Source organism: Thioalkalivibrio sp. ALE9, from assembly GCF_000377445.1.
GTDB lineage: Bacteria > Pseudomonadota > Gammaproteobacteria > Ectothiorhodospirales > Ectothiorhodospiraceae > Thioalkalivibrio.
The window spans coordinates 59352-77241 of record NZ_KB898132.1; the positions used below are offsets into that span (position 1 = coordinate 59352).

The 17890-nt window shown below is 68.8% G+C and carries 18 protein-coding genes; 2 read left to right on the forward strand and 16 right to left on the reverse strand.

Annotated elements, in window-relative coordinates; genetic code table 11:
* Nucleotides 1–65 precede the first annotated feature (65 nt).
* The 4 genes from D106_RS0111735 to rluD all read right to left on the reverse strand — a co-directional run bounded on the left by D106_RS0111735 (nt 66) and on the right by rluD (nt 5068).
* Nucleotides 66–431, reverse strand: a complete 366-nt coding sequence (locus D106_RS0111735; RefSeq protein ID WP_026280655.1) for a 5-carboxymethyl-2-hydroxymuconate Delta-isomerase — start codon at nt 429–431, stop codon at nt 66–68.
* 129 nt (nt 432–560) lie between these two features.
* Nucleotides 561–3143 carry an ATP-dependent chaperone ClpB gene (gene clpB, locus D106_RS0111740; RefSeq protein WP_018880146.1) on the reverse strand — a complete coding sequence of 861 codons (2583 nt, stop codon included), beginning with the start codon at nt 3141–3143 and terminating at the stop codon, nt 561–563.
* 190 nt (nt 3144–3333) lie between these two features.
* Nucleotides 3334–4116, reverse strand: a complete 783-nt coding sequence (gene pgeF, locus D106_RS0111745; protein ID WP_018880147.1) for a peptidoglycan editing factor PgeF — start codon at nt 4114–4116, stop codon at nt 3334–3336.
* Entirely contained in the window at nt 4109–5068 is a 960-nt protein-coding gene (gene rluD / locus D106_RS0111750) for a 23S rRNA pseudouridine(1911/1915/1917) synthase RluD (protein ID WP_018880148.1), read from the reverse strand. Before rluD ends, pgeF begins: the two co-directional genes overlap by 8 nt.
* Before the next feature lie 79 nt (nt 5069–5147).
* Here rluD and D106_RS0111755 point away from each other — a divergent pair, with 79 nt between their 5' ends.
* Nucleotides 5148–5990: an outer membrane protein assembly factor BamD gene (locus D106_RS0111755; protein WP_018880149.1), complete on the forward strand. Its 843-nt coding sequence runs from the start codon at nt 5148–5150 to the stop codon at nt 5988–5990.
* 251 nt (nt 5991–6241) lie between these two features.
* On the opposite strand, the gene D106_RS0111760 is transcribed toward D106_RS0111755, so the two are convergent.
* The 12 genes from D106_RS0111760 to D106_RS0111815 form a co-directional block, all read right to left on the reverse strand.
* On the reverse strand, nt 6242–6580 hold the full coding sequence (locus tag D106_RS0111760; RefSeq protein ID WP_017940393.1) for a P-II family nitrogen regulator: 339 nt from the start codon (nt 6578–6580) through the stop codon (nt 6242–6244).
* Between the two features lie 420 nt (nt 6581–7000).
* Entirely contained in the window at nt 7001–8695 is a 1695-nt protein-coding gene (locus D106_RS0111765; RefSeq protein ID WP_018880150.1) for an NAD+ synthase, read from the reverse strand.
* Nucleotides 8696–8702: 7 nt separating this feature from the next.
* Entirely contained in the window at nt 8703–9572 is an 870-nt protein-coding gene (gene sucD, locus D106_RS0111770; RefSeq protein WP_018878278.1) for a succinate--CoA ligase subunit alpha, read from the reverse strand.
* Nucleotides 9569–10729: an ADP-forming succinate--CoA ligase subunit beta gene (sucC, locus tag D106_RS0111775; protein WP_018880151.1), complete on the reverse strand. Its 1161-nt coding sequence runs from the start codon at nt 10727–10729 to the stop codon at nt 9569–9571. The genes sucD and sucC overlap by 4 nt, the downstream gene beginning before the upstream one ends.
* A gap of 70 nt (nt 10730–10799) precedes the next feature.
* Nucleotides 10800–11180, reverse strand: a complete 381-nt coding sequence (gene panD, locus D106_RS0111780) for an aspartate 1-decarboxylase (RefSeq protein WP_026279269.1) — start codon at nt 11178–11180, stop codon at nt 10800–10802.
* Between the two features lie 266 nt (nt 11181–11446).
* Nucleotides 11447–12325 carry a pantoate--beta-alanine ligase gene (gene panC, locus D106_RS0111785; protein WP_018867138.1) on the reverse strand — a complete coding sequence of 293 codons (879 nt, stop codon included), beginning with the start codon at nt 12323–12325 and terminating at the stop codon, nt 11447–11449.
* 15 nt (nt 12326–12340) lie between these two features.
* Complete coding sequence (panB, locus tag D106_RS0111790) at nt 12341–13135, reverse strand: 3-methyl-2-oxobutanoate hydroxymethyltransferase (RefSeq protein ID WP_018881638.1); 795 nt, start codon at nt 13133–13135, stop codon at nt 12341–12343.
* 35 nt (nt 13136–13170) lie between these two features.
* Nucleotides 13171–13821 (reverse strand): deoxynucleoside kinase, encoded by a 651-nt coding sequence (locus tag D106_RS0111795; RefSeq protein WP_018867136.1) that lies wholly within the window; start codon nt 13819–13821, stop codon nt 13171–13173.
* Nucleotides 13818–14360 (reverse strand): 2-amino-4-hydroxy-6-hydroxymethyldihydropteridine diphosphokinase, encoded by a 543-nt coding sequence (gene folK / locus D106_RS0111800; RefSeq protein ID WP_018880152.1) that lies wholly within the window; start codon nt 14358–14360, stop codon nt 13818–13820. The genes D106_RS0111795 and folK overlap by 4 nt, the downstream gene beginning before the upstream one ends.
* Nucleotides 14357–15784, reverse strand: coding sequence for a polynucleotide adenylyltransferase PcnB (gene pcnB / locus D106_RS0111805; RefSeq protein ID WP_018880153.1), 1428 nt, complete (start codon nt 15782–15784; stop codon nt 14357–14359). Before pcnB ends, folK begins: the two co-directional genes overlap by 4 nt.
* A gap of 52 nt (nt 15785–15836) precedes the next feature.
* Nucleotides 15837–16304 carry an NUDIX hydrolase gene (locus tag D106_RS0111810; protein WP_017940404.1) on the reverse strand — a complete coding sequence of 156 codons (468 nt, stop codon included), beginning with the start codon at nt 16302–16304 and terminating at the stop codon, nt 15837–15839.
* Nucleotides 16301–16741, reverse strand: a complete 441-nt coding sequence (locus tag D106_RS0111815) for an RNA-binding S4 domain-containing protein (protein WP_017940403.1) — start codon at nt 16739–16741, stop codon at nt 16301–16303. The genes D106_RS0111810 and D106_RS0111815 overlap by 4 nt, the downstream gene beginning before the upstream one ends.
* A gap of 115 nt (nt 16742–16856) precedes the next feature.
* Here D106_RS0111815 and D106_RS0111820 point away from each other — a divergent pair, with 115 nt between their 5' ends.
* Nucleotides 16857–17546, forward strand: coding sequence for a glutathione S-transferase family protein (locus tag D106_RS0111820; protein WP_018880154.1), 690 nt, complete (start codon nt 16857–16859; stop codon nt 17544–17546).
* Nucleotides 17547–17890 lie beyond the last annotated feature (344 nt).

The following is a 17890-nucleotide window of genomic DNA, read 5'->3' on the forward strand; positions in this document are numbered from 1 at the left end:
TTCCGTCTTTCCTCCCCCCGAGTGTAGCGGTCCGGAACGCCCGGCTCGCCACGCACACCGGCATTTCAATCCGGGCGGTCCCGGTCTCCGTCCTGCGGATCGTGCCGCGCGTAGCTCGCCGCCTCCATCTCGGTCACCTCGACGGTGATTACCGCCTCCCCGATCCGGTCCTGCAGGGCCCGCAGGACGGCCTCGCTCAGGGCCTGGCGCTGCGCCAGCGAACGGCCGGACTTGAGACGCACCTCGAGATGCACGAAAGGCCGCACCTCGCCCCCGACCCGATACTGCGACACCGGGTGGGCGCGGACCTTGATATGCGACGCCGGGAACAGCCCCGAAGCGCAGGCCGCCGCGTGCAGGGCGTCCAGCCAGGCAGCCAACTCCGGCCCCGAAGCCAGGTCCTGTGAATATTCGACCCGCAAATGTGGCATGCCCACCCCCTCGGCGCGCGCGGCGCGCGTCCCGTTGCGCCAAGCCCGCGATTGTGTCGCAGCGCGGACCCGGCATGAAAAAGGCCCGCACCGGGCGGGCCTTGTCGATGTCGCAGGATACCGGACGGATCAGGCCGCGGCCGCCGCCCGGGTGAAGGCCAGCTGCTCGCCGGCCATGTCCACCTCGATGGTATCGCCGGGGCCGAACTCGCCGGCCAGAAGCGACTGCGCCAGCGGGTTCTCCAGCTGGGTCTGGATCGCCCGCTTGAGCGGGCGCGCCCCGTAGACCGGGTCGAAGCCCGCGGCCCCCAGGTGATCCAGCGCGGCGTCGGTGATGGTCAGGCCCAGGTCGCGCTCTTCCAGCCGCTTGCGCAGGTACTGCAGCTGGATATCGGCGATCGCGCGGATCTGTTCGCGCTCCAGCGGATGGAACACCACCACGTCGTCCACCCGGTTGATGAACTCGGGACGGAAGTGCTGCCCGACGATCTCCATCACCGCGCCCTTCATCGCCGCGTAGTTCTCCTCGCCGGCCATCTCCTGGATCTGCTGCGAGCCCAGGTTGGAGGTCATCACGATCACCGTATTGCGGAAGTCCACGGTGCGGCCATGCCCGTCGGTCAGGCGGCCGTCATCCAGCACCTGCAGCAGCACGTTGAAGACATCCGGGTGCGCCTTCTCGACCTCGTCGAGCAGGATCACGGAGTACGGCTTGCGGCGCACGGCCTCGGTCAGGTAGCCGCCCTCCTCGTAGCCGACATAGCCCGGGGGCGCCCCGATCAGCCGCGCCACGGAGTGCTTCTCCATAAACTCGGACATGTCGATGCGCACCATCGCCTCTTCGGTGTCGAACAGGAACCCGGCCAGCGCCTTGGTCAGCTCGGTCTTGCCCACGCCGGTCGGGCCAAGGAACAGGAACGAGCCGTTCGGGCGGTTCGGATCCGCCAGCCCCGCCCGCGAGCGGCGGATGGCGTTGGCCACCGCGCGCACCGCCTCGGACTGGCCGACCACGCGGTCACCAATGGCCTCTTCCATACGCAGCAGCTTGTCCTTCTCGCCCTCCAGCATCTTGGAGACCGGGATGCCGGTCCAGCGCGAGACGACCTCGGCGATCTCCTCGTCGGTGACCTTGTTGCGCAGCAGCTGGGTCTCCTGGCTCTCCATCTCGTGGGCCATGGCGAGGGACTTCTCCAGGTCCGGGATACGGCCGTACTGCAGTTCGGACATACGCGACAGATCCCCGGCGCGGCGGGCCGTCTCCAGCTCGGTACGGGCGCGCTCGAGCTCTTCCTTCAACTGGGCCGCCCCGGAGACCGAGGCCTTCTCGGACTTCCACACTTCTTCCAGGTCGGAGTACTCGCGCTCCAGGCGTTCGATCTCCTCCTCCAGCGTGCCCAGGCGCTTCTTCGAGGCGTCGTCGGATTCCTTCTTCAGGGCCTCGCGCTCGATCTTCAGCTGGATCAAGCGCCGTTCCAGCCGGTCCATGGACTCGGGCTTGGAGTCGATCTCCATGCGGATGCGCGAGCTGGCCTCGTCGATCAGGTCGATCGCCTTGTCCGGCAGCTGCCGGTCGGTGATGTAGCGCTGCGACAGCTGTGCGGCGGCGACGATCGCCGGGTCGGTGATCTCGATCCCGTGGTGGACCTCGTAGCGCTCCTTCAGCCCGCGCAGGATGGCGATGGTGTCTTCCTGCGTGGGCTCGTCCACCAGCACCTTCTGGAAGCGGCGCTCCAGCGCGGCGTCCTTCTCGATGTTCTGGCGGTATTCGTCCAGCGTGGTCGCGCCGATGCAGTGCAGCTCGCCGCGCGCCAGGGCCGGCTTGAGCATGTTGCCGGCGTCCATCGCGCCCTCGGCCTTGCCCGCGCCCACCAGGGTGTGGATCTCGTCGATGAACAGGATCACGCGACCCTCTTCCTGCGACAGCTCCTTGAGCACAGACTTCAGGCGCTCCTCGAAATCGCCGCGGTACTTGGCCCCGGCCAGCAGCGCCCCCAGGTCCAGCGCCAGCACGCGCTTGTCCTTGAGCCCCTCCGGCACCTCGCCGTTGACGATACGCTGGGCCAGGCCCTCGACGATCGCGGTCTTGCCCACACCCGGCTCGCCGATCAGCACCGGGTTGTTCTTGGTGCGCCGCTGCAGCACCTGGACCGAGCGGCGGATCTCCTCGTCACGGCCGATCACCGGGTCCAGCTTGCCCTGCTCGGCGCGCTCGGTGAGGTCGATGGTGTACTTGTCCAGGGCCTGGCGGTTCTCCTCGGCGTTCGGGTCGTCCACCTGGGCCCCGCCGCGCATGTCCTCCACGGCCTTCTCCAGGGAGTCCTTGTTGGCGCCAGCGTTGCGCAGCATCTCGCCGACACCGGCCTTCTCGTCGATCGCCGCGAGCAGGAACAGCTCGCTGGGGATGTACTGGTCCTTGCGCTCCTGGGCGAGCTTGTCGCAGACGTTCAGCATGCGCCCCAGGTCATTGGAGACATGCACCTCGCCCGCGGCGCCTTCCACCTTCGGCAGGCGATCCAGCGCCTCGCCCAAAGCGGAGCGCAACTGGCGCACGTTGGCTCCGGCGCGGTCGAGCACGTGACGGATCGTGCCCCCCTCCTGGTCCAGCAGGGCCAGCAGCAGGTGGGACGGCTCGATGAACTGATGGTCGCGGCCAACCGCGAGCGACTGTGCGTCCGCGATGGCGGACTGGAATTTGGTGGTCAGGCGATCCATTCGCATTGGGAAACCCCTCGGTCGAATCTTGTTGAACTGACACCAACGTTGGGGACAATCCCCCCGGCTTCAAGGATAGACGCGCGGAAACCGCTGCGCGGGGCCAGAGCCGAGGCTCGCCGCGAAACCAGCGTCGGGGTGCATCCAGCGACTGCCACGGCCCCTGGCAGGGCCTCGCAGTGACAGGTGGCTATCGCGCGGGGTCGGGGGCGAACCACACGAGCGTGCCCATGCGGCCGGTCGCTCCGTCGCGACGATAGGAATAGAAGGTCTCCGCCTCGGTGAAGGTGCAGCGGCCCCCGCCGGCGACCTGCGCCACACCGGCCCGCTGCAGCCGCTGGCGCGCCAGCCGGTAGAGATCCGCCAGCAGGCGCCCCCCGGCACCGGGCCGAAACGCGGCATCGGCCTCCGGATCCTGCGCCCGAAAGGCCTCGCGCACCTCGGGCCCGACCTCGAAGGATTCCGGTCCGATCGCCGCCCCCATCCAGGCCTGAACGGGCACTCCCGGACGCAGGCATTCCAGGGCCGTGATCGTGGCCTCCAGCACGCCATCGGCCAGCCCGCGCCAGCCGGCGTGGGCCACCCCGACCGCCGCGCCGTCCACTGTCGCCAGCACCACGGGCAGACAATCGGCGGTCTGCACGGCGCAGATCGCCCCCGGCCGGTCGCTGACCACCGCATCGGCCTCGGGCGTATCGCCCGCCTTCAGCGCCGCCTGCAGGGCATCGGCGGTGATCACGGTCGTCCCATGGACCTGGCGCGGCCAGGCGATGGGCGCGGCGCACCCCAGGGACTGTTCCAGTCGGCGCCGGTTTTCCGCCACGTGATCCGGGGTATCGCCAGTATGCAGGGCCAGATTCAGCGCGGCCCAGGGCCCGGTACTGACGCCACCCGTCCGGGTCGTCTGCAGCGCTTGCACCCCGGCCGGGAGTTCCCCGGGCCCGGGTTTCAACAGCGGCAGGGCCTCAGACATCCCCGGCCTCCCGGGCATCGGCGCGCAGGGCCGCGAGCAGGGCCTCGAAATCCTCCGGCAGCGGGGCCTCGAAGGCGCAGGGCTCGCCCGTCTCCGGATGCTCGAACTCCAGGCGGGCCGCATGCAGGGCCTGGCGCTTGAAGGCCGCGACCGTCGCCTTCGCCGCTTCGCCCATGCCCTTCACCGGGCGCGGACGACCGCCGTAGGTCATATCCCCCACAATCGGGTGGCGGATATGTGCCATATGCACACGGATCTGATGGGTGCGCCCGGTCTCCAGGCGCACGTTCAGCAGGGTGTGCGCGGGAAAGCGCTCGGCCACTCGGTAATGCGTGACCGCGGGCTTGCCGGCCGCGGTCACGGCCTGGCGCTTGCGATCAACCGGATGACGCCCGATCGGCTCGTCGATGGTGGCCCCGCTGATCACTCGGCCCTGGACCAGGGCGCGGTACTCGCGGTGTACGCTGCGCGCCTGCAACTGGCGCACCAGGGCGGTCTGGGCCTCGGGCGTACGCGCGACCACCATCAGGCCGGTGGTGTCCTTGTCGAGGCGGTGGACCACCCCGGCGCGCGGCAGCTGCGCCAGCTCCGGGGCGTGGTGCAGCAGGGCATTGACCAGCGTGCCGTCGCGATGCCCGGCCGCCGGGTGGGCCACCAGCCCGGCGGGCTTGTTGACCACCAGCACCGCGGCGTCCTCGTACACGATGTCCAGCGCAATGGCCTCGGGCCGGGCCTCCAGCACCGGCGCCTCGGGCGCCGTCAGCTCGACCCGCTCGCCCCCGCGCACCGGCGTGCGCGGGCGGGGCGAGCCACCATCCACCCGCAGCGCGCCCTCCTTCAGCCACTGGGTCAGCTGGCTGCGCGAGTACTCCGGGAACAGCCGCGCCAGCGCGGCATCCAGGCGCTGTCCCGCCGCTTCTTCCGGCAGACAGGCCTCCCGCGGTTCACTCATTGCGCGGCCTCCCGCTCGTCGCCACCGGGGCTTGATGTTGTAGAATCCCTGCACTTCGGTTCATCTGTGAGGCCTCGCCGTGATTTCTGTCCCGCACCTGTCGCGCCTGTTCGTCGTTCTGATTGTGGCGCTCGTGGTCGCCGGCTGTGCCGGGCGCGAAGACCCCACGCTCGGCTGGTCCGCCAGCCAGCTCTACGGCGAGGCCAAGAACGCCCTGAACGAGGGCAACTACGACCAGGCCGTCGAATACTACGAAAAACTCGAGGCGCGCTATCCCTTCGGGCGCTATGCCCAGCAGGCGCAGATCGAGATCCCCTACGCCTACTACAAGGCCGGCGAGCCGGAACCCGCCCTGGCCGCGGTGGACCGCTTCGTGCAGCTGAACCCGCGCCACCCGAACCTGGATTATGCGTACTACCTGCGCGGGCTGATCAACTTCAACCGCCAGCAGGGCTTCCTCGCCAACCTGTTCCCGCGCGACCCCGCCGAGATGGACCCGGAGCCCTTCGACCAGGCCTTCGAGGACTTCGACCGCCTGATCCGCGAGTTTCCCGACAGCCGCTACGCCCCGGACGCCTACCAGCGCATGATCTACATCCGCAATGCGCTGGCCGCCTACGAACTGCGGGTGGCCGAGTTCTACATGGAACGCACCGCCTGGGTCGCCGCCGCGCAGCGCGCCCGCAACGTGGTGGCCGTATACTCCGGCTCCGAGGTCATGCCGAAGGCCCTGGCCGTGCTGCATCGCGCCTACACCGAGCTCGGCCTGGACGATCACGCCGAGAACACCATGACCGTGCTGGAGCTGAACTATCCGGACGTGGCCGTGGCCGTGCGCGCGGGCGAGCCGGTGGAACTGGAAGGCGAGGAACGCCGCGGCCTGTGGCGCGTGATGGACCGCATCCCCTTCCTCACCAACTGAGCCCCCGGGCACTCGTTCAGTCCGCTACGGCACAGAGGGAAAAGCGTCTACAGGAAGGTGGGAAGACTGGAAGGTTGAACGGGTTTGGCCGCCACGGATATTGCGTACGTTCGGGGCTGCGACAGACACCAGCCAACCCCACACCCCAATCACGCTTCCCCTCTTCCAGCCTTCCTGTTACCCGCCCTTGACCTTCTTCGTGCCTTCGTGCGCTTCGTGGTAGATCCATCAAGCGCCGGAGGATCCGTCGTTCAGAGGGCCTCGCTGCCCTCTTCGCCGGTGCGGATGCGGACCACGCGCGACATATCCGACACGAAGATCTTGCCGTCCCCGATCTTGCCGGTGCGCGAGGCCTTCACGATCGCATCGATGCAGGGGTCGACCCGGTCGTCGTCCACCACCAGTTCCAGCTTCACCTTGGGCAGGAAATCGACCACGTATTCCGCGCCCCGGTAGAGCTCGGTGTGGCCCTTCTGGCGCCCGAAGCCCTGGACCTCGGTCGCGGTCATCCCGGCGATACCCATCTCGGTCAGGGCCTCGCGGACATCTTCCAGCTTGAACGGCTTGATGATCGCCTCGATCTTCTTCATGCGAATCCCTTTGGTTGTGCCCGCTGCGCAGGCGCTTGTCTCACCCCTGAAAGTGTATCAAACCCCCGGCCCCGCGCTGTGGTCCTCGCCTGCTCGCGACGTTCGACGCTGCTCTGGATTCACCACGAAGCACACGAAGGCACGAAGAAGGGCCAGGTCAAGGGCGTTTAACAGGAAGACGGGAAGGCTGGAAGAGGGCCTGTGGTTGATCGGGGAAGTCCTTTCCGGTCCGCAATATGCCGCCGTTTCGGATACGTCGGACGGAGCGAGGCACCGAGTCAGTATTGTCGGGGCCCTAAGACCGCAGCCCGGGACACCCCATTCAGAACCTTCGGTACTTCCTGTCTTCCTGTGAACCGTCCTTGACCTTCTTCGTGCCTTCGTGTGCTTCGTGGTGAACTCTGCGCGCGTCGGAGCGGATCAGTCCGGGCGGTAGCCGGAGGTGATCGGGTAGCGCCGGTCGCGGCCAAAGGCGCGCGGGCTGACCCGTATCCCGGGCGCGGCCTGGCGGCGCTTGTACTCGGCGATGAACACCATGCGGGCGATGCGCTCCACCGTGGGGCGGTCAAAACCCTGCGCGACGATGTCGGCGACGGACCGTTCCTGCTCGACAAAGGCCTCGAGGATCGCGTCCAGCACCTCGTAGGGCGGCAGCGAGTCGGCATCCTGCTGATCCGGCGCCAGCTCCGCGCTGGGCGGACGTTCGATCACCCGCTCCGGGATCGCCGGCCCGCGCGTGTTGCGCCAGCGCGCCAGGCGATACACCCACTGCTTGGAGACATCCTTCAGCGGCGCGAAACCGCCATTCATATCGCCGTACAGCGTGGAGTAGCCCACCGCCATCTCGGACTTGTTGCCCGTGGCCAGCAACAGCTTGCCACTGCGGTTGGACAGCGCCATCAGGAGCACCCCCCGGGCGCGCGCCTGCAGGTTCTGCTCGGTCACGTCCCCCGCCCCGGCAGGATACGCGGACAGGGCATCCCCCAGCCCCGCCATAAAGCTCTCGACCATCGGTTCGATCGCGATCTCGTGATACTCCAGCCCCAGCAGCCGGGCCTGTGCCTCGGCGTCCTCGATGCTGATCGAGGCGGTATAGCGATAGGGCATCATCACGGCCGTGACCGCCGCCGGGCCCAGGGCGTCGGTGGCCAGCGCCGCGGTCAGCCCGGAGTCGATCCCGCCGGACAGGCCCAGCAGCACCCCGGGAAAGCCGTTCTTGGTCACGTAGTCGCGGATGCCGATCATCAACGCCTGGTAGAGGTCGCGGGCATCGGCCTCGTCCGGTTCCGGACCGGGGTCGGTCAGGGTCGGCCGGATGCCGCAGGCGGACAGGTGCAGGTGCTCGTCGCGGGGGTGCAGAATCGGACCCTGCACCCCGCGGCGCGCCTCCACCTGCCCCTGGCCGGTCGCCCAGGCCGGCAGCACGGCCCGCGCGCCGTTGACCGGATCCTGCACGAAAGAACGACCGTCGAAGACCAGCTCGTCCTGGCCGCCTACCTGGTTCACGTAGACGACCGGGCAACCGGTCTCGGCGACGCGCTGGCCCACCACGCGCAGGCGTTCCTCGGCCTTGCCGCGGTGGTAGGGCGACGCGTTGAGATTCAGCAGGAGCTCGGCCCCGGCGGCCCGCGCCGCGGTCGCCGGACCCGGCTGCCAGATGTCCTCGCAGACCGTCAGTCCGACCCGCCAGCCGTCCAGTTCGACCACGCAGGCCTCGGTGCCGGCGACGAAGTAGCGCTCTTCGTCGAACACCGAGTAATTGGGCAGGACCTGCTTGGCATAGCGCGCGATGCAGGCCCCGTCGCGCAGCCAGAGCGCCGCGTTGATCAGGCCCGCCTCCCCGTGCACCGGGGCGCCCAGGATCACATCGATACCCCGCGCCGCCTCGGTGATCGCGGTCACCACGCGCTCCACGCCCAGCAGAAACGCCGGACGCAGCAGCAGGTCCTCCGGCGGGTAGCCGGTGACCGCCAGTTCGGGGAACACCACTGCGCGGGCGCCGCCGGCGCGGGCCTGTTCGATCGCCTCGAGGATGCGGTGGCGGTTGTCCTCCAGACCGCCCACCACCGGGTTGATCTGGGCCAGGGCCAGACGCAGGGGCGAATCGGCGCTCATCCGCGGATCAGACCAGTGCGGACTGCATCGCGGCGCCCAGTTCCGCCGGGCTCTCGGCCACGGTCGCACCGGCCTCGCGCAGGGCGGTCATCTTCTGCGCCGCGGTGCCCTGACCACCGGCGATGATCGCCCCGGCATGGCCCATGCGCCGGCCCGGCGGTGCGGTGGCGCCGGCAATATAGGCGGCCACCGGCTTGTCGAATTCGTCCGCGATAAAGCGCGCGGCGCGTTCCTCGGCGTCGCCACCGATCTCGCCCACCATCAGCACGCCGTCGGTCTCCGGATCCTCGCGGAACAGGCGCAGGCAGTCGACAAAGTCCAGGCCCTGGATCGGGTCACCACCGATGCCCACGCAGGTGCTCTGGCCCAGTCCAAGGTCCGAGGTCTGCTTGACCGCCTCGTAGGTCAGCGTACCCGAGCGCGAGATGATGCCGATGCGCCCGCGGCGATGGATGTAGCCGGGCATGATCCCGACCTTGCAGGCATCCGGGGTGATGATGCCCGGGCAGTTGGGGCCAATCAGGCGCGTCGGGCTGCCGGCCAGCACCTGCTTGACCCGGACCATGTCCTGTACCGGGATGCCCTCGGTGATGCAGACCGCCAGCTCGATCCCGGCGTCCGCCGCCTCGCAGATCGCGTCCGCGGCGAACGGGGCCGGCACGTAGATCATGCTGACGGTCGCGCCGGTGGTCGCCACCGCGTCGGCCACGGTATCGAACACCGGCCGATCCAGATGGGTCTGCCCGCCCTTGCCAGGGGTCACGCCCCCGACCAGGCGGGTGCCGTAGGCGATGGCCTGTTCCGAGTGGAAACTGCCCTGCTTTCCGGTGAAGCCCTGACAGATCACTTTGGTGTCGCGGTCGACAAGGATGCTCATACCACGGCCTCCACGGCGGCCCGAGCTGCCGCGTCCAGATCAGCGGCCGGGATCACGTCCAGGCCCGAGTTCGCCAGCGCACTGCGGCCCTGCTCGGCGTTGGTGCCCTCCAGGCGCACCACCACCGGCACCTGGACCTGCACCTCGCGGATCGCGGCGATGATCCCCTCGGCGATCAGGTCGCAGCGCACGATGCCGCCGAAGATGTTGACCAGTACGGCCTTCACCGACGCATCCGACAGGATCAGCTTGAAGGCCGCGGTCACCCGCTCCACCGTCGTGCCGCCACCGACATCCAGGAAGTTGGCGGGTTCGCCGCCGTGGTGCTGGATCAGGTCCATGGTCGCCATCGCCAGGCCGGCACCGTTGACCATGCAGCCGATGGAGCCATCCAGGCGGATGTAATTGAGGTCGTGCTCGTGCGCCTGTTCCTCGGCCGGGTCGCGCTGGCGCGCGTCGCGCTCTTCGAACAGCGCCTTCTGGCGGTAGGCCGCGGAATCGTCGATGGTCAGCTTGGCGTCGATCGCCAGCAGCCGGTCATCGCCGGTCAGCACCAGCGGGTTGATCTCGAGCAACTGGGCATCGAGCTGCTGGAACAGGGCATGCGCGTTGGTCACCAGCTGCGCCATCGCCTTGGCGGCGGCGCCGGCCAGGCCCAGGGTCGAGGCCACCCGGCGGCCATGAAACGGCATTACCCCCGTGGCCGGATGGATCGGCAGGGTCACGACCGCCTCGGGGCGCTCCGCCGCCAGCGTCTCGATATCCATGCCGCCCTCGGCGGAGACCACCAGCGCCAGGCGCTCGCGCGCGCGATCCACCAGCATGGCGAAGTAGAACTCGCGGGCGATATCCGCTGCCGGCTCCAGCAGCAGCTGGTCCACCGGCAGCCCATCGGGGCCGCTCTGGCCGGTGACCAGGCGCGAACCCAGCAGGTTCTCCGCCGCCGCGCGCGCCGACTCGAGGGAATCCGCGATCACCACGCCGCCGGCCTTGCCACGACCGCCGGAGTGGACCTGGGCCTTGACCAGCACGCGCTCGGCACCCAGCGCCTGCCAGGCGCCGGGTAGCGCATCGATCGCGGTGATCACCTGACCGTCGGGAACGGGGATGCCGGCGTCGCGAAAGCGCGCCTTGGCCTGAAATTCGTGGAGATTCATGGGCGTCGAGGATAGCGGCGCGCCCCCGGCCCGACAACTGCGGGCGGGCCGTGCGCGGAGGAGAGGGAAATCAGGCGGCCTGGACCGGGATGCCGTGACCGGTGCGAATGATCCGGTTGCTGGCGTCGAGATAGACCAGGTCGGGGGTGAATTCGCGGGCCTCGGCGGCCTCCATCTGAGCATAGGCGCAGATGATCACGCGATGGCCCACCGCCGCCTTGTGCGCGGCCGCGCCATTGACCGAGATGATGCCGGAACCGGCCTCGCCCTCGATCGCGTAGGTCGTGAAGCGCTCGCCATTGTCGATGTTGTAGATCTGGATCTGCTCGAACGGTAGGATGCCGGCCGCCTCCAGCAGGCGGGTATCGATCGCGCAGGAGCCTTCGTACTCCAGCTCGCAATGCGTGACCCGGCCCTGATGCAGCTTGCCTTTCAGCATAGTGACAACCATACGGCGAATTCCCGGCTTGTACCTCGGAAGGGCGGAAAATTATCCGCGATCCCGGCGACCACGGCAAACCCGCCCGTTCGGGTCAATGTTTTTTCACCACGAAGCCCACGAAGGCACGAAGAAATTCAAGGGCCATTAACAGGAAGGCTGGAAGACAGGAAGGGATTCTTGATTGGCGGTGCGTAGACGATCAAGGGCCATCCGGCCCTCTTCAAATCTTCCCGTCTTCCTGTGAACGTTCTTTGCTTCGTGGTTGCCAAAAAGGATCAGGCCGGGCGGGTGCGGACGTTGTCGATCAGGCGCACGTCGTCCAGCCAGGCGGCGGACAGGACCACGAGGTCCTGCTCCGCCAGCGGTACGCCCGAGGCCGGCTCCAGCAGGTCCTCGGCGCGGCGGATGGAAAGGTACTCCGGATCGAAACCGGCCTCGCGCAGTCGTTCGCAGGCCCGTCCCTCGACCTCGGGGATGCGGTCGGCGTCGAACACAGTGGCGGTACGGCAGACCATCGCGACCTCGTCCAGCACCCGCTTGAGTTCGGGGGCTACCGCACGGGCGGCCTCCGACAGCTGATGGTTGCGCGAGCTGAAGGCCAGACCGTCCGCCTCGCGCACCGTGGGGATGGCCTCCACCCGGGTCGGGATGTCCAGCCCCTGCACCATGCGCTCGATCAGCTTGAACTGCTGGAAGTCCTTCTCGCCGAACAGGGCCAGGTCCGGGCGCACCAGGTTGAACAGCTTGGTCACCACGGTGGCCACCCCGTCGAAGTGCCCCGGTCGGTAGTCCCCCTCGAGGATCTCCGACAGCCCCGGCACGACCACGCGCACCGGGGGCATGCCGTCATCGGGATACATGTCCTCGTTGCTGGGGCAGAACAGCGCATCCACGCCGGCATCGGTCGCCAGACGGGCATCCTCCTCCAGGGTGCGCGGATAACGCTCCAGGTCCTCGGCGCGATCAAACTGCAACGGATTCACGAAGATCGAAACCACCACCCGCTGGGCGCGCGCCCGCGCATGCCGGATCAGGGTCAGGTGCCCCTCGTGCAGGTTGCCCATGGTGGGCACCAGCGCCACGGTGCCGCGCCCCTTGCGCGACCACTCTCGATGCATGGCCACCAGCTGTGGCCGATCACGCAGGATTCTCATGCTCGGGCTTCCGTGTCAGGTAAAGGTATGGACGCCGGATTGCGGGAACGCCCGGGTCCGCACGGCGTCGCAGTAGGCGCGTACCGCGCCTTCCAGGGAGCCCCCCTCGGCGAGGAAATCCCGCGCGAAGCGCGGCGGCTCGGGGGTCAGGCCAAGCACATCGGACAGCACCAGCACCTGGCCGTCACAGCGCGGACTGGCGCCGATGCCGATCACCGGCACCCCGGCGCTGCGCACAATGGCATCGGCCAGGCTCTCCGGGATGCCCTCCAGCAGCAGGGCCTGCGCCCCCGCACTCTCCAGGCGCGCGGCCAGGGATTCCATCTCGGCCGCCGCCTTCGGATCGCGCCCCTGCACGCGGTGGCCACCAAAGCGGTGAACGGCCTGCGGCGTCAGCCCAAGGTGGGCGCAGACCGGAATGCCGGCGGACACCAGGCGTTCCACGATCGGTACCTCCACCGCCCCGCATTCGACCTTGACCATGTGCGCCCCGGCCCGCAGCAGTGCCCCGGACTGGGCCAGGGCGGTGGCGACATCGACATCGCCCAGAAACGGGATATCCGCCATGATCAGGGCGTTCTCGCTGCCGCGCGCCACGTTGGCGACGTGATAGACCATGTCGTCCAGCGTCACCGGCAGGGTGGTCGTGTGGCCCTGCACCACCATGCCGAGCGAATCGCCGACCAGGATCACGTCGACCCCGCAGCGGTCCAGCAGCCCGGCGAAGGCCGCGTCGTAGGCAGTGAGGCAGGCGATCGGCTCGCCGGCCTGCTTGCGCCGGGCCAGGGTGTTCACGGTAATCGGCCGCATGTTCATGCCTCCCGGGCAGTCCGGCTTGCCACCCTCTAGAGCGAGATGGGCAACGGGTTGAAGTAGTGCCGCCCGCCCTGGATCGGCTCCAGAAACTGCACCAGCTGGTCGAAATCGGCCGGGTTGTTCACCCAGTCGATCTCGGTGGCGTTCACAATCACGAGCGCCGGTCCTTCGAAATGATAGAAGAATTCCGCGTAGGCGGCGTTCAGCCGTTCCAGGTAACCGGCCTCGATGTGACGTTCGTACGGTCGTGCCCGGCGGCGGATGCGCTCCTGCAGCACGTCCACCGGCGCCTGCAGGTAGATCACCAGGTCCGGACGCGGCAGGCCGCCGCGCAGGTGCCGGAACATCTCGCGATAGATCTCCAGCTCATCGGGGTGCAGGTTCAGCTCGGCGAACAGCGGGTCCTTGTCCATCAGATAGTCGGACACGTGCCGCTGCTCGAACAGCCCCTTCTGCGCCACTGGCGTCAGCTGGCGCACGCGCTGCACCAGGAAGTGCAGCTGGGTCGCCAGGGCGTGCTTGTCCGGCTCCTGGTAGAAGCGGTCGAGGAACGGATTCTCGTCCGGCGCCTCGAAGATGCCCTCGGCCTGAAGGTGCTCGGCCAGGCGTTTCGCCAGGCTGGACTTGCCAACCCCGATCGGCCCCTCGACCGCGATGAAATCGAAATCGCCCAGGCTCATCGGCGTCCCTCCGCCGCCGCGATGCTCACCTCCGGCTCCGCGATCGGAATCAGGCTCGCGCCGTCGAAGCGCCGCGCCAGCCCCTCCAGCGGGCCCGCACCCGGGATCTGCAGACCAGGCGCCAGCTCCAGCAACGGCAGGACCACGAAATCACGCTCGGCGATGCCGGCATGCGGCACCTGCAGGCCCGGCAGATCCAGCGACTGTTCACCGAACAGCAACAGGTCCAGATCCAGAAGCCGCGGCCCCCAGCGGCTGCCGTCGCGCTTGCGGCCGCAGGCGCACTCGATTGCCTGCAGACCCGCCAGCAGGTCCAGCGGCTCCAGACGGGTGTGCAGCCGAGCCACTGCGTTCACGTAGTCGGGCTGGTCCTGCGGGCCCATCGGCGGGTTGCGGAACAGCCGGGAACGCCCGGTCAGGCGCGTCTGCGGCAGTTCCTGTGCCAGACGGTCAAACGCGTCGCGCACCTGCGCCTCGGGCTCGCCCAGGTTGGCGCCGATCCCGATGAAGGCCTGCACGCCGTGATCGGCCGTGCTCACTCGCCACCCCCGGCATCCGGCTTCGAGGCCGTTCCCGCGTTCTCGCCACCACCCTTGCGGCCCCGGCGCCGACGACGACCACCGCGCCGCGACTTGCCCTTGGCACCCGATTTGCCGTCACCTTTCGGCCCCTTCGGGGCCCCGGCCATGGCCTTCTGACCGGCCTCGTCCTGCTCCTGGATCTCGGTCCACCAGCGACACAGCTCGGGGTCGGCATCGCCGGCACGGGCGCGCAGACAGAGGAAGTCGTAGCCGGCGCGAAAACGCGGATGGGTCAGCAGGCGCAGCGCGCGGCCGCCCCGATGGCGCTCCAGGCGCGCCTGCAGTTCCCAGATCTCGCGCACAATCAGGCTGAAGCGCTTGGGGATGGAGACCGTCTTCACCTGCCGATCGAGCACCTCGGCCATCGCCTGTTGCCAGGCGGGGATCTCCTGCTCGCCGTCGTCAATCCGTTGCGCCGCGGCCACCTGAACCGGGGCCCACAGGATCGCGGCATAGAGGAAGGCCGGGTTCACGCCCAGCCCCTCGTTGATGCGCTTGTCGGTGTTCAGCAGCGACTCGACCAGGAACTGGCGCCGCTCGGGACCGACATCCGGATCGGCAAAGCAGTCCGCCGCCTCGGGGAACATCGCCTCGAACAGGCCAAAGCGCTCGAGCTCGTCCAGGCAGGTCACCGCCGCACCGCTGTGGAACAGCTTGATCACCTCGTCGAACAGCCGCGCGGGCGCCACGGTCTGCATCAGCGAGGCCAGCTCATGGATGCCGGCCTCGACCTCCGGTGCGATGGTTAGCCCCAGCTTGGCGGAGAAACGCACCGCCCGCAGCATGCGCACCGGGTCCTCGCGCAGCCGGGTCTCGACGTCGTCGCCGATCAGGCGCAGCACGCCCGCGCGCAGATCCTCGACCCCGCCGGTGTAATCCAGCACCGAGAAGTCCTCGATGTCGTAGTACAGGGCGTTGACGCTGAAGTCGCGGCGGATCGCGTCCTGCTCGATGGTGCCGTAGCGGTTGTCCCGCAGGATGCGTCCTTCCTCGCTCAGTGCCACCTGGCCCTCGTCCCCGGACTCGTCGTCATGCGGGGCGCGAAAGGTCGCCACCTCGATCATCTCGCGCCCGAACAGCACATGCGCCAGGCGGAAGCGGCGCCCGATCAGGCGACAGTTGCGGAACAGCCCGCGCACCTGCTCGGGCGTCGCGTCGGTGGCAACGTCGAAATCCTTCGGTTCGCGGCCCAGCAGCAGGTCACGCACGCCGCCGCCCACCAGACAGGCACGGTAACCCGCGTCGCGCAGGCGATAGAGCACCTTCAGGGCGTTGTCGTCGATCGCCGCGCGCGAGATCCCGTGATCCGCGCGCTCGTAGACGCGCGGTTCCGGCAGCTCGCTGTCGGGTCGAGTCGGGGTTGCGGGGTCAGCCTTTGTCACGCGATACCGTAGCGGTGGTCGAAAGCGCCGTATGGTAACAGCTTGGCCGGCTTCATCCCGCTTTTCGCACCGGGCGTGGCGCGGCGGTTTCACCGGTCAGACGCCAGCGGCGGTAGTCATCGAGGATGCGCCGGTGATCGAACACCAGGACCGGATCCGGATCCTCCGGGTCCAGCCAGGCGCAGTCGGTGGCATCGTCGGCGGCCTTCGCCTCGCCCCGGCCACGGGCGATATAGACCGCGCTGACGGTATGCCCGCGCGGATCGCGCTCCGGGTCGGAATAAACGCCCAGCAACACCTCCAGCTCGACCTCCAGCCCGGTCTCCTCGCGCGCCTCGCGCACCGCGGCATGCTCGGCGGACTCGCCAACGTCGACGAAGCCCCCGGGGAGCGCCCAGCCATGCGGGGGGTTGCGCCGCTCGATCACCAGCACCCGACCGGGCTGGGCCGGATGACGGATCACCAGATCCACCGCCACACGCGGGGTCACCGGAGGGCCACTGCCTTCGAGGGATGTCACTCGGATTCGCTCCTGTCGCTGTCATCCTGGCGAATAAAACGGCGAATCTTGCGCCGCTCGCGCTTGTCCGGCCGGCGGCTGGGCGCACTGTCCGCCACCGCGCGCTCGGCCCGGCGGCGCTCGCTTTCCGCCTCGCGCCGGGCCTGGCTCTCCGGGGTCTCCTCGTACAGAGCCTGTGCCTCGCGGGCCGGCCGGCGCTGCTCGTTCAGCCCCACCACGTCCAGCTCCCAGACCTGCGGGCCCCGATGGATCGTCAGGCGGTCACCGGGATGCACGCGCCGCGCCGGCTTGCAGCGCTCGCCGTTCACGTGGACCTTGCCGCCGCCAACCGCTTCGCTGGCCAGCCCGCGCGTCTTGTAAAAACGCGCGGCCCACAGCCACTTGTCGATCCGCAGCCCGGCGCTGGGCGCCTCGTGATGGCCGCTACCCCTGGCCAAGGCTTCCCCGGGCCTGCGCGAGGGGGGACAATGCGCAACCTTTCCAGGCCAGGCACCGACGTTCCGCGGTCATCCGGACCGTGACCTGCCCCGACCCAGGACGCCGAGGACCCTCATGAATCTGCCGCATCTGCACCTGATCAGTTTCGCCATCTGTCCGTTTGTCCAGCGTAGCGTGATCACGCTGAAATACAAGCAGGCCCCGTTCGAACTGAGCCTGATCGATCTGGCCAACCCGCCGGAGTGGTTCCGCGCGCGCTCGCCGCTCGGGAAGGTGCCGGTGCTGATCGTCGACGACGACACCGTGCTGTTCGAGTCGGCGGTGATCAACGAGTATATCGATGCCATCACCCCGCCCGCCCTGATGCCGGCGGACCCGCTGGAACAGGCCCGCACCCGGGCGTGGATCGAGTACCTCTCGGAACAGACCTTTGCCCAGTATCACTGGATGACGGCCGCCACCGAGGACGCCTTCGAGCTCGCGCGGCATACGGCCGCGCGCGGGCTGGAGCGCCTGGAACAGCAGATGACGCGGGATGATCGCCTGGCCACCCCGGATTTCTCGCTGATCGACGCGACCCTGGCACCGATCCTGATGCGCTATGCGCTGCTTGCGGACCCGGACAGCCCCTGGGAGGCGGAGGCGTTTCCACGGCTGGCGCAGCGCTGGGAGCGGCTGCGCGAGATGCCGGCCGTGCGGGACTCGGTCCCGGCCGACTTTGCGGCCCAGCTGGCCGACTATCTGCGCAAGCAGGAAGGCTACGCGCCGGCGCATTTCGCGGCGCAGCTCGACGGGTCCGCCTGACCCGGGCTTTTCCCGACCACCCACCCCTGGGGTCGCGCCCGGTTCGGCATCGGACATGCTGGCTGCCTACGGTCTACCACCTGCCTCGTTGAGGCTGGTCCTGGTTCGTCCTCAGTGTTTACGGTGCCTCCGGTCCGCCGCCTGCCAGGCGCTGACTCGCCAGCGCGCCCCGAGGCACTTTCTTGCTTGCCCAAGAAAGTACCCAAAGAAGGGCACCCGGATTTCGCCCGGGAACCTCGCTCCGGACGTGCTGGGCCGGCGGCGCTGAACTCGCTGCGCCTTCGGCTCCGCTCAGACATCCAGCGCCTTCTCCCGGCCCATCACGCCCTCCGCGAGGGGCTCCA

Bases quoted from the DNA above. Each gene is read 5' to 3' on its own strand.
- pgeF (WP_018880147.1), bottom strand. From the start codon at position 4,116: ATGTCTGAGGCCCTGCCGCTGTTGAAACCCGGGCCCGGGGAACTCCCG.
- rluD (WP_018880148.1), bottom strand. From the start codon at position 5,068: ATGAGTGAACCGCGGGAGGCCTGTCTGCCGGAAGAAGCGGCGGGACAG.
- panD (WP_026279269.1), bottom strand. From the start codon at position 11,180: ATGGTTGTCACTATGCTGAAAGGCAAGCTGCATCAGGGCCGGGTCACG.
- D106_RS0111820 (WP_018880154.1), top strand. From the start codon at position 16,857: ATGAATCTGCCGCATCTGCACCTGATCAGTTTCGCCATCTGTCCGTTT.
- panC (WP_018867138.1), bottom strand. From the start codon at position 12,325: ATGAGAATCCTGCGTGATCGGCCACAGCTGGTGGCCATGCATCGAGAG.
- D106_RS0111795 (WP_018867136.1), bottom strand. From the start codon at position 13,821: ATGAGCCTGGGCGATTTCGATTTCATCGCGGTCGAGGGGCCGATCGGG.
- D106_RS0111760 (WP_017940393.1), bottom strand. From the start codon at position 6,580: ATGAAGAAGATCGAGGCGATCATCAAGCCGTTCAAGCTGGAAGATGTC.
- D106_RS0111765 (WP_018880150.1), bottom strand. From the start codon at position 8,695: ATGAGCGCCGATTCGCCCCTGCGTCTGGCCCTGGCCCAGATCAACCCG.
- D106_RS0111735 (WP_026280655.1), bottom strand. From the start codon at position 431: ATGCCACATTTGCGGGTCGAATATTCACAGGACCTGGCTTCGGGGCCG.
- clpB (WP_018880146.1), bottom strand. From the start codon at position 3,143: ATGGATCGCCTGACCACCAAATTCCAGTCCGCCATCGCGGACGCACAG.
- panB (WP_018881638.1), bottom strand. From the start codon at position 13,135: ATGCGGCCGATTACCGTGAACACCCTGGCCCGGCGCAAGCAGGCCGGC.
- sucC (WP_018880151.1), bottom strand. From the start codon at position 10,729: ATGAATCTCCACGAATTTCAGGCCAAGGCGCGCTTTCGCGACGCCGGC.
- sucD (WP_018878278.1), bottom strand. From the start codon at position 9,572: ATGAGCATCCTTGTCGACCGCGACACCAAAGTGATCTGTCAGGGCTTC.